Genomic DNA, 14486 nt, shown 5'->3' on the forward strand with positions numbered 1-14486 from the left:
AGAACCGTTATGCAGCATCAGTGCAACCTCATCATCGATTCGTGCTGCGACCTGCCGTACGAGGTCGTTGATCGGGAAGGCGTCGAGCTCATCAAGTTCCCCTACGTCATGAGCGACGGGGAGCACGTCGACGACCTGTACCAAGCGTCGACGGCGCACGATTTCTACCAGGCGATGCGCAACGGCGAGGAGCCAACCACGGCGCAGGTGCCCGTGCCCGTGTTCCGCGACGCGTTCGAGCGCGCCATCGAAAGCGGCGTGCCCACCGTGTTCCTGAGCTTCTCGAGCGGGCTGTCGGGCAGCTTCGACGCAGCCGCGCTCGTGCACGACCAGCTGATGGCCGAGCATCCCGACGCCGAGCTGTACCTCGTGGACACGTGCCTGGCCTCGGTGGCCGAGGCGCTGCTGGTGTACGAGGCGCTGCGCCAGCGCGACAACGGCATGACGGCGCTCGAGCTGGCGCGCTGGGCCGAGGAGGCGCGCTACTTCGTGGACGCCGAGTTCATGGTGGACGACCTCGAGGCGCTGCGACGCGGCGGCCGCATCCCCAGCTCGGTGGCGTACGCGGGTTCCAAGCTGGACGTGAAGCCGCTGCTGACCATCACCACCGACGGCAAGCTGTCGCTGGCGGGCGTGGCGCGCGGGCGCAAGAAGGGCATCAAGCAGCTGGCCGACTACTACAACAAGCGCAAGGCCGACTCGCGGCCGGGCCGCTGCGTGGTCATCGGCAACGCCGACTGCCCGAAGGACGCCGCGCGCCTGCAGGAGGCGCTCGGCAAGACCGACGACAGCATCCTGTTCTTGGAGAGCAGCATCGGGCCGGTCATCGGAAGCCATGTGGGGCCGGACATGATCGCGGTGGTGTTCTGGGGCAACGACAAGCGCGAGGAGCTGTCGGTTGCCGACCGCATCGCGAAGAAGGTCAAGGGCGGCGAATAGCCCGCACGCGCGCGACGCGCGCCCTGTGCAACGCACGCTACTCAGACGCATCGGGAAAGGTGCTTAGATGGAACTTTCGTTCGTATACTCGGGCAACGAGACGGTGGGCGCCATGGTGACGGCCCGCCTCGAGGCCGCCGGTTGCACGCGCACCGAGGACCTCGCGCATGCCGAGGCCATCATCACGTTCTGCACGTCGCAGACGGCGCTCGAGGACGCGTACTTCGACGAGGAGGGGCTCGTGCAGGCGGCGGGGAAGGGCGCGCTGCTCATCGACCTGTCGGCCTCGACGCCGAGCTTCGCGCGCGAGCTGAACGCCGTGGCCGTGGTGAGCGACCTCATGTCGGTGGAAGCGCCGCTCGTGGTCGTCGACATGGCGCGCGCGGACGCGTTCGGCGACCGCGACAACCTCGTGTGCTTCGTCGGCGGCGACGAGGAGGCGGTGGACGAGGCGCGCCCCGTGCTCGAGGCGATCGCCGGCACGGTGCAGGAAACGGGCGGGGCGGGCTCGGCGCAGCTCGCGCGCGCCGCGTACACGCTGCAGACCACGGCGCAGGTGATCTCGGCCGTGGAGGCCGATGCGCTGTACCGCGCCGTACGCCGCTCGTCGGCGTCGCTCGACCAGGCCGTGGAGCGCGTGGGCGCCGCGACGCCCGTCGCCGAGCAGGTGCTGGCCGCGGTGAACACGGGCCGCTTCGACGGCACGTACACGGTGGAGATGTTCATGGCCGAGCTGTCCGCTGCGCTGACGGCCGCCGACGACGTGGACCTCATCCTGCCGCAGGCCGAGGCGTGCCTGCACCTCCTGGAGCTGCTGGCCGTCATCGGCGGCGCCGACAAGGCGCCCGCGGCGCTGGCGCTCGTGTACGGGGAGGAGAAGGCGTGCGCCGAGCAGGGCCTCGACTGGACCCGCGCCGAGCAGGCCTACGGCGACGCGTCCGAGGACTTCGACGACCTCGACGACGGCTGCGGGCACGACCACGACCACGGGCACGACCACGGCTCCTACCCCGACTACCCCGGCTACGGCGCGTACTCGGCCAACTAGCGCCATGGGGTGCGACCTCTGCCCGCGTTCGTGCGGGGCCGACCGCGCGGCGGGGGAGCGCGGCGCGTGCGGGGCGGACGGCCGCCTCGTGGTGGCGCGCGCGGCGCTGCACTTCTGGGAGGAGCCTCCCGTCAGCGGCGCGCGCGGCAGCGGCACGGTGTTCTTCGCGCACTGCCCGCTCAGGTGCGCGTACTGCCAGAACGCGGTGATCGCCGCGGGGGAGGCGGGCGAGGCGGTGAGCGTCGAGCGGTTGGGCGCGATGTGCCTCGAGCTGCAGGAGCAGGGCGCCCTCAACGTCAACTTCGTCACGCCGACGCACTACGCGCCCGAGGCGCGCGCGGCCGTGGCATGGGCGCGCGCCCGCGGGCTCGCGCTGCCCGTCGTGTGGAACACGTCGGGATACGAGACGGTCGCCGCCGTGCGGGCGAACGCGGGCGTCGTGGACGCGTACCTCACGGACTTCAAGTACGCCGATGCCGCGCTGGCGCGCCGCTATTCGCAGGTGCCCGACTACCCCGCGGCGGCGCTTGAGGCGCTCAAGGCGATGGTGGAGGAGGCGGGCGCGCCGGCGTTCGACGAGGTGGACGGCGCGCCGCGCCTGACGAGCGGCGTCATCGTGCGCCATCTCATGCTGCCGGGCGCGCTCGAGGACTCGAAGCGCGTCGTGCGCCTCGTGCACGAGCGCTTCGGCGACGCGGTGCTGCTGTCGCTCATGAACCAGTACACGCCCGTGCTCGCCGATGCCGCAGCTGCGGGCGACGCTCGCGCGGCCGCGACGCTGCGGCGCTGCCCCGAGCTCGCCGGGCGCGTTTCCGACGAGGAGTACGAGCGCCTGCTGGACTACGCCGACGAGCTGGGCGTGGAGGACTACTTCTGGCAGCAGGGCGGCGCCGCCGAGGACAGCTTCATCCCCCCGTTCGACCTGACCGGCGTCCGAGGGCCGGCGGGGGCGCGGAGGAGCTGACGCCGCGAGGCGCAGGGCTACCGCGGGGAGATTTCGGTGCCGGGGAGGTCTTCCTGCATCTCGGTGAGGTTCTTCCAGAAGCGCTTGGGCATGAACTGGCGGCGCAGCTCGGGGTTGTAGCGGGCCTCGACGGCCACGGTGTCGTAGAAGCGCTTCCACGCCTGCTGCATGAGGCGCTCCTCGGACGCGCGGTCGGGCAGGTCGACGTGCTCCGTCTCCACGAGGTACCAGTCGCGGCCCTCGTACACGCCGGCGACGTTGTGCGCCTCGTCGAAGATGATGAACGGCTGCGTGTTGAAGCGCCCGCTGAACCAGTCCATGAGCAGCGGGATGACCGAGGCCGCGGGGTTGCAGCGCGCGAACCAGACGCCGTTCTCCAGGTGCTCGAAGCGGAGGAACTGCAGCATGCGGTGGCGCTCGTTCAGGACGGAGCGCTCGAGGCGATGGAGCGGCTGGACGGCGGGATGCGCGAGATCGTTCAGCACGCGGCGGCGCGCGCGTCCCGGGCGGTTCTGCGCCATCGCGTAGCGGATGAAGCGGTAGACGACGGTGCCGGCGTCGGGCTGGTCGCTGAGCGAGGCGTGCTTGACGGCGTCGTAGACGGCATCGCCGCAGCGGCTCCTCAGGCCGCGCCGCACGCGCACGGCGCGCTCCTCGTCCGTCTCGACGATGCGCACGGTCTGCCCGAGGCGCGGCTGCAGCACGGAGGCGGGCGCGACGTCCTGCGGGTCCTCGCGGCGCGCGTACGCCTCGAACACGGCCGACAGCAGCCCCTCGAGCGTGCCGTCGTAGCCGTACGCGACGTCGACGAGGGGTTCTTCCGAGACGAACGGGGGATCGTCGGCGGCGGTCGCGCGGCTCATGCGCACACGGCTTCCGGCATCTCGAGGGCGCGCTGCCATCCGTACGTCCCGTCGGCCGCCGGCGCGGCGGCGGGCCCCGCCTCGAGCGCCCGCTGCCCCGCGCCGGCGGCGATGCGCGCCTTCTCGGGCGTTTCGACGCTCTCGAACAGGCTCATCTGCCCCGGCGTGGTCTTGTCGGCGCGGCGGCCGTGGTTGCCGCCCTTGATGGGCGCGGCCAGCTGCGCGCGCAGCCCCTCGCGGGAGAAGTCGACGCCCTGGCCCGCGTAGCCGCCGCTGCACGTGATGAAGAAGCGGGCGCGCTTGTAGGCGATGCCCAGACGGCGCAGCTCCGGCTCGCGCAAGCACGCGGTGCGTCGCGCGCGCACGATGAGGTTCGCGCCGCGCACGCCGATGCCGGGCACGCGCAGCAGCGCCTCGAGCGGGGCCGTGTTCACCTCCACCGGGAAGAAGTCGAGGTGGTTGATGGCCCAGTTCGCCTTCGGGTCGAGGTCGGGGTCGAGGAACGGGTTGTCCTCGTCGATGATCTCGGTCACGTCGAAGCGGTAGAAGCGCAGCAGCCAGTCGGCCTGGTAGAGCCGGTGCTCGCGGTTGAGCTGGATGGCGTCGGTGCCGGGCAGGCGCTTGTCGTCGTTCACGGGCGTGTAGGCGCTGAAGAACACGCGCTTGAGCGACAGCGTGCGGTACAGCGCCGCCGACAGGTTGAGGATCTGGAAGTCGCTCTCGGGCGAGGCCCCCACGATCATCTGCGTGGACTGGCCGGCGGGCACGAAGGCCCGCTCCTTCTTCTTGGGGCGGACCTGTTTCATGTAGGTGGTCTGCTTGCGCACGAGCGCGCGGGTGTCCTTGTCCACGGCGATGTTGTCGCGGATCTGGCGCATGGGCGCGATGATGCGCTGCTTGTCCTTCTCGGGCGCGAGCAGCTGCAGGCTCTTCTGGGAGGGCAGCTCCATGTTCACGCTCATGCGGTCGGCCAGATGGCCCAGCTGCTGCACGAGTTCGGGCGAGGTGCCGGGCACCGCCTTCGCGTGGACGTAGCCGCGGAAGCCGTGCTCTTCGCGCAGGATGGAGAGCGTCTGGATCATGAGCTCGGTGGTGTAGTCGGGGTTGCGGATGACGCCCGAGCTGAGGAACAGGCCCTCGATGTAGTTGCGGCGGTAGAACGCGATGGTGAGGTCGGCCAGCTCGCGCGGCTTGAACGCGGCGCGCGGCACCTCGTTCGACACGCGGTTCACGCAGTAGGCGCAGTCGTACACGCAGACGTTCGTCATGAGCACCTTGAGCAGCGTGATGCAGCGCCCGTCGGCCGCGAAGCTGTGGCAGCATCCGGCGGCCAGCGTGTTGCCCAGCTTGCTCTTCTGCGCGTCGCGGTCGATGCCCGACGACGTGCACGCCACGTCGTATTTCGCGGCATCGGCGAGGATTTCGAGCTTGCCAACGAGGTCCATTCGTTCATCCGTTCGTCAGATCAAATGTTCGCGAGAATGTATGTTCGTATACTACGCAAACGAGTGTTCGAAGTCAAGGGAAAACCGCGGGGAGGACCTGCCGTGCGCCGCCCTCCGTTCCTCAAAATGTGGTTGAATCGCTTGTTGGAGATAGGGGCGGCCGCATCCGCAGCGCTACACTTTCAGCTGCGCGGTACGCTCCGCGCAGCGTGCGCAGGGGTGCACGTTTCGTACGGTGGGAGGCCCGCCGCGCCCTCGTTCCCGCGTTGCGGGAAGGCGCGGCAGACTTCGCATCATCGACAGAGAGGGGCGACCGTGTCCGGTTCCCAGAAAACGCTGAAAATCATCTCCATCATCCTGATCGTCTGGGCTATCATCGTCATCCTGCTGGGTGCGTTCATGGCGGCAGGGTCGGCGGTGCCCGGGATGTCCGCCGAATCCATCGACATGGGCTCCGGCCCCATGAGCATGTCGAGCGCGGCGCTCGCCTTCGGCGTCGGCACCATCATCGGCGGCGTGATCAACCTGATCATCGGCCTGCTGGGCCTGCGCGGCGCCAAGAACCCGCACAAGATCGGGCTGTTCTTCGTGCTGTGCATCATCGGCCTCGTGCTGGGCATCGTCGGCATCGTCATGAACATCATGCAGGGCGCGTTCCAGTGGACGTCGCTCGTGAGCATCGTCATCATCGCGGTGTGCACCTTCCTGGCGCATTCCATTAAGAAGCAGGCGTAGGCCGAGCCGAAGCCGCACGGCGGTTTAGACCGAGCCGGAGCCGCACGGCTCGTCTCGGTTCGGAGGCTCCCCGGATACGATCCGGGGAGCCTCTTTTTTCGCGCGGGGCGGCGGCTCGGGCCGCGGGCGAGCGGTGCCGCGATGCCCGCTCCCTCGCCCCGTTCCGCCTCGCGCCCTCATCCCCATCCCATCCCCGCCTCTCTGCGCGCCGCGCGACCCGTTTTCGGCGCGCCTGGAGTATACTGATGCCCGCACGACGTGGGAAGGCGAGCGAAGGAGCGGGCGATGTTGGCGGTGCTGTGCGTGGGAATGGGAGGCTTCATCGGGTCGGTGGGCCGCTATCTTTTGGGCCTCGTGCCGGTCGAGGGCGACTTTCCGCTCATGACGTTCATCATCAACTTCGCGGGCGCGGTGCTCATCGGCGCGGTGTTCGAGGCCGCCACGGTGTGGCCCGGCATGTCCGACAACGCCGTGCTGTTCCTCAAGACGGGCGTGTGCGGCGGCTTCACCACGTTCTCGGCGTTCTCGCTCGAAACGCTCACGCTGCTGGAGCGCGGCAAGTACGCCACGGGCGCGCTGTACGCCTGCGGCAGCGTCCTCATGTGCCTCGCCGGCGTCGCGCTCGGGCGGCTCATGGTGCGCGGCGTGCGCGCGGCGCTCACGGGCTCGGCCGAGGCGTAGGCGCGGACTCCCTCCGATCGCGATCGCGCCGCTTCTCCCGCCTAGCTCGCGCGGGTGGCGTTGCTCGGGTCGATCGACATGCTTTGGAACCGCTCTTCCATGTACTGGTTGTCGAAGTGGTCGGCGAAGAACTGGGCCACGGCTGTCTCGGGCTGGTTGCCCGCCTCGCGCTGGTACCAGCAGTCGAGCGACAGCAGCGTCATGCCGCCGTCGACGATCATGAGCACGGCGCACACGGTGGTCACCGCGTAGCGCCAGTTCCACGGGATGAGGTTCACCAGCTTGAGCATCCACGGCAGCAGGAGCTTGATCCACACCACGCCCAGCACGCCCCACATGGCCATGAACATGCCGTTCGTGCGCCCGTCGATGGACAGGAACGTGCCCGTGTAGTCCCAGGCCACGATGCCGAAGGCGAACTGCATGAACCAGCTGGTGAGGTACTCGAACGCGCCTCCGATGACGGCGCTCACCAGGAAGATGAGGATGACGTTCTTGTCGTGGAAGCGGTTGAGCGCCACGGTCATGAGCACGGCGCCGAAGCCGTAGATGGGCGAGAACGGCCCGAACAGCAGGCCCGCGCGGTCCTGGTAGTGGCCCGGGTTCACCACGAGGAAGTGGTACGCCGTCTCGATCATGAGCCCCAGCACGCAGCACACGACGAAGATCCAGAACAGGTTGAAGAAGTTGAGCGCGATGAAGCCCTTGCCGGTCTCGTCGCGGCCGAGCGTGCCGTCCTCGGCAGCCTCGCGCGTCTCCATGTCGCGCAGCTTGCGCTGCAGCTCGCGCTCGTCGGCCAGCGACGGGTCCACGTAGCTCGACAGGGCGATGAGCACGACGAGCACCACGCCGTAGGGGATGAGGTCGGGCGTGAGGCCGGAGAGCATCATGTCGCAGAGGATGACCAGGATGAGGATGACGATCATGACCTCGGCGATCTGCGCCGTGCGGCGGCGCTTGTCGCGCAGCAGGCGGATGCCGAGGATGACGAACATGGTGGCCAGCACCGTCATGAGCACGGCGTCGGCGATGAAGATGACGAGCGTGGCCGTGGACAGCTCGCCGGTGATCATGCCCTGCTGGAACGCGATGACCATCCCGACGATGAGCAGCACGAGCACCGGCACGATGGCCGCGCCGCTGACGATGCACAGGATGCCGAACACCTTGAGCGGCAGGGGGATCTTGCGATGGGTCGGGGGCGTGCTCTCGTCGAGGTCGAGGGTGCCCTCGACGCGGTCGTGCTTGCTCATGCGGTGGTCTCCTCGTTGGCGCTTCGTACGGTCGCCCACCAGTATAGCGGAAGAGCGGAAGCGTACGGCGGCGACTACGACGAAGGGCGCTAGGTGGCGCGGGGCTCGTCGGGGGCGATCTCCTCGACGAACCAGCGGGGGCCTTCGTAGAAGAGGTACTTCTCGTGGCCGTTCACCGACACGAGGTAGCGGACGCCCGTGCCGCCCACGCGCTGCGACGCGCGCCGGATGGCCTCGTGCACGCGGTCGACGGCGAACGTGCGCCCGTCGCGCCACACGATGGCGAGCGGCGTGAGGCGCCCGTCCACGTCGATGCGCGCCGTCACTTCCACGTATGTCTTCCGAAAGGCCATGACCGCAGGAAACCATGCGGGCGGGCGGCGCGCCAGAGGCCGCTCCGAGTTGTAGCGCAAGGGATGGCGGCGCGTTAGGGAAGGGGCGCCCGGCACGCGCCGAGCGCCCCTTCCGCGTCCTACTCGATGTCGTTCAGCTTGACGCCGGCGTACTCGTGCGCCGTGAACAGCAGCACGATGCCGGCCACGAGGCAGATGCCCATCATGTAGTACGCGGGCATGAGGCCGTTGCCCGTGGCGTCGATGAGCGCGGTGGCCACCATCGAGGCCGTGCCGCCGAACACCACGTAGGCGATGTTCGAGCCGAGCGCCGCGCCGGTGTAGCGCACCTCGGTGGGGAACATCTCGGCCTGGTAGCAGGCGATGTTCGCGTCGTTGAACGACAGCGTCACGCACATGATGAGCTCGGCCGCGATGACGATGGGCAGCTGGGCCGTCCCCAGCATCATGAACGCGGGGATGCTGAGCACGATGAACGCCGCGCACGAGCCCAGCAGCATCTTCTTGCGGCCCACGATGTCCGACACCTTCCCGGCTCCGAAGATGATGAAGATGTACGTGACCAGCGCGATGTCGGTGGCCAGCTGCGCCGCCGAGGCCTCCATCGACGTGTAGCTGGTCAGGTACGTGGGCAGGTAGGTGAGCACGAGGTAGAAGCCCACCGAGTTCACCATGGTGGCCGCGATGCTGGCCACGAGGCGCTTCTTGTACTTCTTGAACACGAGGCGCGTGGGGCGCGGCGCCTCCTTGGCCGGGTCGGCCGCCGAGGTCATCTCCTGGTAGGTGGGCGAGTCCTCGAGCTTCGTGCGGATGTAGTGCGCCACGAGCCCGAGGGGGCCGGCCAGCAGAAACGGGATGCGCCAGCCCCAGGAGACCACGTCGGCCTCGGGCAGCAGCAGCTTGATGACGAGCGCCGCGGTGGAGCCCGCCAGCAGGCCGGCCGCGGTGGACGCGGGCACGAGCGAGCAGTACTTGCCGCGGTGGTTCGCCGGCGCGTACTCGGCCAGGAACACCGCCGCGCCCGAGTACTCCCCGGCCGCCGAGAACCCCTGGATGCTGCGCAGGCACAGCAGCAGGATGGGGGACAGCAGGCCCACCGTCTCGTACGACGGCAGGCAGCCGATGAGGAACGCCGCGCCCGTCATCATGAAGATGGACAGCGACAGCGACCACTTGCGCCCCTTCTTGTCGCCCATGCTGCCCCAGAACGCGGCTCCCAACGGGCGGAACACGAACGACAGCGCGAACACCGCGAACGCGAGCAGCGTGGAGTTCACCTCCGACTCGGGGAAGAACACGATGCCGATGGTGATGGCGAAGTACGTGTAGGTGGCGTAGTCGAACCATTCGATGAAGTTGCCCAAAAACGACGAGGCGGCCACCTTGAACGGCACCTTCGGCATCGGGCGGGCCGCTTCGGCGCTCATCGCGATCCCTCCGCCATCGGCTCGTCGGCGACGGGGCCGTCGAGGGCGTCGGGCCCCTCGTGCCGCGCGCGCCAGGCTTCCTCGGCGTCGCGCGCGTCCTTCTCCTCATGCCACCGCCGCAGCTGCTCGGCCGCGAGCGACCCCGCGGGGAACGGCTCGGCCATGCCGCGCTCAACCAGCTGCTCGTCGTGCTTGACCCACTTGAAGAACTGGATGCCCATCAGCAGCACGACGATGCTGAACGGGATGCCGCCGGCGATGGTGGCGAACTGGATGGTGTTGAGGAAGTCCTGGCCGGCCGTCACCATGAACAGCACGGCGAGCGCCGTGATGCACAGCGCCAGCACCACCTTGAACCCGCGGCTCTGGCGCGCGGCGGGCGACACGAAGTTCGACAGCGCCATGACGCCGGAGTCCACCGAGGTCACGATGTAGCCCCCGATGAGGATGGTGGCCACGACGGTCAGCACCCCGCCGACCATGGGGATGCTGTCGATGGTGAGGAACAGGCCCATCGAGGAGTCGGCCGTGGTCTGCGCCACGATGCCGGGGTCGGACATCGCCGCCCACACGCCGGTGCCGCCCACCACGCACGTCCACACGATGCAGACGGCCGCGGGCACGAACACCACGCCGCCCACGAACTCGCGCAGCGTGCGGCCGCGGGAGATGGTGGACACGAAGCCCGCCGTGAACGTGGCGAACGCGAAGCACCAGCAGAAGATGAAGAACGACCAGAACGCCTGCCAGGAGTCGCCGTACGAGGCGATGCCCGCGGCGAGGTTCGTCGCCTCGGTGAACCCGCTCATCAGCATGAACTGGTCGACGAACACGCTGAGCGACTCGGGCAGCACGCCGAGGATGTACAGCGTCGGGCCGAAGATGAACACGGCCGCCACGAACACGATGGAGATGATCGCGTTCGCGTTCGAGATGTTCTTGATGCCCTTCACCACGCCGAACCACACCGACATGGTGGCGATGGCGCCGAACAGGATGACGAACGCCACCTGCAGGGCCTGCCCGGTCTGGATGTTGAAGATCTGCTGGATGCCGGTGTTGAACTGGTAGGACGCCAGCCCCAGCGACGTGGTCAGGCCGAAGATGGTGGCGATGACCACGAGGATCTCCACGACGATGCCGACGGGCCGCTTCGCGCGGGCGGGGAACAGGTCCTCCACCGTGCCGCGGAACGTGGTGTCCTTGTGCATGTTGTAGCGGGCGTAGGACATGAACAGCGACACGATGGCGTAGATGGCCCACGCGGGGATGGCCCAGTGGAAGTACGTCCACGCAAGCGCCGTGTCGCCGGCGAACAGGGGATCGGGGGCGTTGAACGGCGTCCCGCCGTACATCATGATGGGCTCGGCCACGGCCCAGAACACGAGGCCCACGCCCTGCCCGGTGGCGAACAGCATCGCGAACCAGGAGAAGTACGAGAACGCGGGCTTGGCGTCCTTGCCGCCCAGCCTGATCGTGCCGAGCTTCGTCACCGCCACGAGCACGCACACGGCGAAGCACAAAAACGCGCACAGCACGATCCACCAGCTGCAGTACTGCGTGACGAACGTGCGCAGCGCGCCCACCGCGTTGATGAACGTGTCGGCGCTGACCAGCGCGATGCCCAGCACGACGGCCACGATGGCCACGGACACGGCGCGGATGACGTAGTCGTGCTTGACCGTGCGGCCGAGGCGCGCGGCCTGCGCCTCCTTCGGCTCGGGGTCCACCTCGCCCGACTCGTCCTCCACCTCCATGGGGTGGACGTGCCTGCGCGCGTCGTCGTCCGAACTCTTAGACCTCATGGTAGTCTCCCTCGCCGGAGAACTCGTGCTTGACGGCTTCCACCATGTGCTTCACCGCCACGTTGCGCAGGATGGCCCCCTTCTCGCGCGACGATTCCACGGGCGAGGACAGGCAGCCCGAAGGCGGCGTGTAGCCGGGGACGATGGGCAGCACGTCGTAATTCGGCAGCTCGGCGGGCAGGCCGTCGTACAGCGCGTCGCCCGTCTTGTCCATGTCGACGAGGTCGGGGTGGAACAGCAGCATGAGCGACGTCTCCATGACGCCGGCGTGCTCGAGGTCCCAGCCGGTGAAGCCGTCGGGGTAGAGGGCCTCGATGGTCTCCTCGTCGACGAAGTCCCAGTACGACAGCAGCTGGATCTTCACGTCGTCGATGCCGCTCTCGCGTGCCTTCTCCAGCGCCAGCTCGGCGCCCTCGAAGATGAACTGGTAGTTCTCGTAGTGCCCGTTCATGAGCACGATCTTGCGCGCGCCGTGCAGGATGAGGCCGAACACGACGTCCTTCGCCAGCGCGATGAGCGTCGTGCCGGACAGCGACGTGGTGCCCGTGAGGTGGAAGCCGCCGCCCGAGCGCTGCTGGGAGCGGTAGCCGTAGTTGATGGGCGCGGCCACGATGCCCTCGAGCGCGCCGTCCGTGTCGGCGACGAGCGCCTCGGCCGTGGCTCCGGCCATCGCCTTGGTCAGCGCGGCGTCCACGCACATGGCCATGTGCGAGCCGTGCTGCTCGAGCGCGCCGACGGGGATGAACACCACGGCGTCCTTCGCCAGCTTCTCGCGGTAGGTGAACGCGTCCATTTCCTCCATGTACACAGTGGGTTTCATAAGGGGTCCCTCCTTGAATGGGAAGGCGCCCGCCGCACGCGGCGGGCGCCGTGTCGGGTCAGCGCTTGGATCAGTAGTCTTCGAGCAGGTCCACCTGGGCCTTGCTCGCGCGCAGGATGAAGTTGCGCCGGGCCTGGGCGCCGCCCTGGGCCAGCTTGCGCAGGATGACGCGCTTGAGGCGCGGGTAGTCGTTCATGCCGTACCAGGCGACGGCCGTGCCGCCGACGTAGGCCTCCACGATGCTGTGCACCGGGACGTTCGCGTCGCGCTTCGCGTCGAGCGCCAGGTACTCGCCGATCTCGGCCGCGCACAGGTCGCGGATGACCTCGGCGCTGATCTCCAGGTCGTGCGCCAGCTGGTTCAGCTGGTAGTCGACCTCGGCCTCGTCGGCATGCGGGAAGTAGGTGACGTCGTAGGTGACCGCGCCGGCGTTGGCGGCGCGCGCGAACTGCAGCATCGCGTCGAGCGACAGCATCTGCACGTGGTCCTCGGTGCGCTCGGCGATGTCGAGCTCGGCCGGGAAGCCGGGCAGGCCCTGCGCGGCGAACGCGGCTTGCAGCTCGTCGGCGTTCTTGGCGGCCTCGAACTCCACCTCGGTGGCGATATGGGTCAGGTTGGATGTGATCTTCATGGTTCGCACCCTCCTCGGGTCGGTGGCGTGTGGGCTAGCTCAGCGATTCCTTGGCCGATTCCTCGTCGATGTGTGCTTCGAGGGTCTCCCGGATCTCGGCCTCCTTCAGCACCTTGTCGCCCTCCTTGGCCGCGGCCTTCGTGGAGAAGAAGATCTGCGAGACGCCGCCGAGGATGATGAGGGCGCCGCCGACCAGCTGCAGCGGGGTGAGGATCTCGCCGAACATGAAGAAGCCGAGGACGGACGCCATGATGGTCTCCTGGTAGGAGATGGCGGCCAGCTCGCCGGCCTTGAGCATCTTGGTGGCGTAGGCCAGCAGGTGGAAGGCGATGAAGCCGGTGATCAGCGCGGCGGCGATCCACACGAGCCAGGACGTGGCGTCCATGGTGAAGATGTTCCACGGGGCCGTCATGATCTGCCCGGCCGCGTCGACCTGCTGCACGCCGTTGACCTTCACCGTGTACTTGAGGCCGCCCGACAGGAAGCTGTCCACGGCCATGAGGCCGAGGATGGTGACGGAGGCGAACAAGAAGTTCCACCAGGAGCGCACGTTCGAGTCGCAGTCCTGGCGGTAGCGGCCGACGAACAGGTACAGGCCGTAGGCCACGCCGGACAAGAGGCCGATCATGTTGCCGAACATCCATTTCGGGTCGAGGTCGAGCGTGAGGCCCGTCGGCGTGATGATGCCCACGATGAACAGCATGCCGACGACCACGGCGGCGATGCAGAGGATGCCCTTGACGTTGATCTTCTCCTTGAGGAAGATGGCGGCCAGGATGGTGGAGTAGATGGGGCCGGTGTAGATGAGGAACGACGCGTTCGCGAGCGTCGTGTACTGCGTCGAGATGACGTAGAGGCCCGACAGCAGGCCCAGGAAGATGCCCGAGAACACCATCGCGGGCGAGAGCTTCGTGCTGCGCACCTTCTTGAAGTTGCCGCGCGCGAACACGACGAAGATGACGGTGAGCGCGATGAAGCCGATGAGGTTGCGGCCGAACGAGATGAAGTCGCCCGGTGCGTTGATGTAGCGTCCGAATGCTCCGATGCCGCCCATCGCGGACGACGAGAGGAACATAAAGATGAAGCCCTTGAGCTTGTATTTCGCTTGCTCGTTCATGTATCCCTCCTTGAGCGGCGTCGTGTCGTCCGGGTCCTGGATACACGTCAACCCTTATAGGTCCGGGCTTGCGGACGTGCTCGAGGGTGCAACGAATCACGCGGGCGCTGCGGCGCCGCATGGGTGTTGAAGTATCGTATAGGGAAAGGCTGCCCGACTCCCGGAAAACCTCGAACAAGGAGTGCCGCTCGCGCGTCAGGACGGGGCTCTCCGGGGCCGGATCTCGAACGGTGTCGCCTGCGCGCGGTGTCCCCTGGCGCGCAGGCGCTCACGGTTGAGGGCGAACTAGTCGTTCCACATCTCGGGATGGATGAGGGTCGGGTCGGCGACGCGGTTCGGGAAGTAGTCGAGGCACTCGCCCTCGCGGAACACGTCGGCCGTGGAGCAGTGCAGGCCGCCGCCGAA

The 14486-nt window shown here is 68.1% G+C and carries 14 protein-coding genes; 5 read left to right on the forward strand and 9 right to left on the reverse strand.

The features are described from left to right. Positions 1 to 9: 9 nt before the first annotated feature. The 3 genes from H8S61_RS13945 to H8S61_RS13955 all read left to right on the forward strand — a co-directional run bounded on the left by H8S61_RS13945 (position 10) and on the right by H8S61_RS13955 (position 2951). Entirely contained in the window at positions 10 to 939 is a 930-nt protein-coding gene (locus tag H8S61_RS13945) for a DegV family protein (RefSeq protein ID WP_154334133.1), read from the forward strand. A gap of 67 nt (positions 940 to 1006) precedes the next feature. Further along, on the forward strand, positions 1007 to 1987 hold the full coding sequence (locus H8S61_RS13950; protein WP_160943007.1) for an NAD(P)-binding domain-containing protein: 981 nt from the start codon (positions 1007 to 1009) through the stop codon (positions 1985 to 1987). Positions 1988 to 1991: 4 nt separating this feature from the next. Further along, positions 1992 to 2951, forward strand: a complete 960-nt coding sequence (locus H8S61_RS13955; RefSeq protein ID WP_186939395.1) for a radical SAM protein — start codon at positions 1992 to 1994, stop codon at positions 2949 to 2951. Positions 2952 to 2968: 17 nt separating this feature from the next. Here H8S61_RS13955 and H8S61_RS13960 read toward each other — a convergent pair whose 3' ends face one another. Together H8S61_RS13960 and H8S61_RS13965 are read right to left on the reverse strand one after the other, a co-directional pair. Next, positions 2969 to 3814: a TIGR03915 family putative DNA repair protein gene (locus H8S61_RS13960; RefSeq protein ID WP_160943005.1), complete on the reverse strand. Its 846-nt coding sequence runs from the start codon at positions 3812 to 3814 to the stop codon at positions 2969 to 2971. Next, positions 3811 to 5259, reverse strand: a complete 1449-nt coding sequence (locus H8S61_RS13965) for a putative DNA modification/repair radical SAM protein (protein WP_186939396.1) — start codon at positions 5257 to 5259, stop codon at positions 3811 to 3813. Before H8S61_RS13965 ends, H8S61_RS13960 begins: the two co-directional genes overlap by 4 nt. Before the next feature lie 315 nt (positions 5260 to 5574). On the opposite strand from H8S61_RS13965, the gene H8S61_RS13970 reads away from it, so the two are divergent. After that, positions 5575 to 5994, forward strand: coding sequence for a hypothetical protein (locus H8S61_RS13970; RefSeq protein ID WP_160943003.1), 420 nt, complete (start codon positions 5575 to 5577; stop codon positions 5992 to 5994). Between the two features lie 285 nt (positions 5995 to 6279). Beyond that, positions 6280 to 6675 (forward strand): fluoride efflux transporter CrcB, encoded by a 396-nt coding sequence (crcB, locus tag H8S61_RS13975; RefSeq protein WP_186939397.1) that lies wholly within the window; start codon positions 6280 to 6282, stop codon positions 6673 to 6675. A 41-nt stretch (positions 6676 to 6716) separates the two neighbouring features. Here the strand turns inward: crcB and H8S61_RS13980 are convergent, their stop codons facing one another. The 7 genes from H8S61_RS13980 to H8S61_RS14010 form a co-directional block, all read right to left on the reverse strand. Next, positions 6717 to 7928, reverse strand: coding sequence for a putative ABC transporter permease (locus H8S61_RS13980; protein ID WP_186939398.1), 1212 nt, complete (start codon positions 7926 to 7928; stop codon positions 6717 to 6719). Positions 7929 to 8017: 89 nt separating this feature from the next. Further along, the gene (locus tag H8S61_RS13985; protein WP_186939399.1) at positions 8018 to 8281 is read right to left on the reverse strand and encodes a hypothetical protein; all 264 of its coding nucleotides are present in this window, start codon (positions 8279 to 8281) and stop codon (positions 8018 to 8020) included. Positions 8282 to 8400: 119 nt separating this feature from the next. Next, positions 8401 to 9708 carry an MFS transporter gene (locus H8S61_RS13990; RefSeq protein WP_186939400.1) on the reverse strand — a complete coding sequence of 436 codons (1308 nt, stop codon included), beginning with the start codon at positions 9706 to 9708 and terminating at the stop codon, positions 8401 to 8403. Then, positions 9705 to 11513 (reverse strand): BCCT family transporter, encoded by a 1809-nt coding sequence (locus tag H8S61_RS13995; RefSeq protein WP_186939401.1) that lies wholly within the window; start codon positions 11511 to 11513, stop codon positions 9705 to 9707. The genes H8S61_RS13990 and H8S61_RS13995 overlap by 4 nt, the downstream gene beginning before the upstream one ends. Further along, positions 11503 to 12333 (reverse strand): creatininase, encoded by an 831-nt coding sequence (locus H8S61_RS14000; RefSeq protein ID WP_160942998.1) that lies wholly within the window; start codon positions 12331 to 12333, stop codon positions 11503 to 11505. Before H8S61_RS14000 ends, H8S61_RS13995 begins: the two co-directional genes overlap by 11 nt. A gap of 70 nt (positions 12334 to 12403) precedes the next feature. Further along, entirely contained in the window at positions 12404 to 12964 is a 561-nt protein-coding gene (locus H8S61_RS14005) for a hypothetical protein (protein WP_154334121.1), read from the reverse strand. Between the two features lie 34 nt (positions 12965 to 12998). Next, on the reverse strand, positions 12999 to 14081 hold the full coding sequence (locus H8S61_RS14010; RefSeq protein ID WP_160942996.1) for a DMT family transporter: 1083 nt from the start codon (positions 14079 to 14081) through the stop codon (positions 12999 to 13001). Positions 14082 to 14486 lie beyond the last annotated feature (405 nt).

The sequence above is a fragment of the Eggerthella hominis genome (assembly GCF_014287365.1).
Lineage (GTDB): Bacteria > Actinomycetota > Coriobacteriia > Coriobacteriales > Eggerthellaceae > Eggerthella > Eggerthella guodeyinii.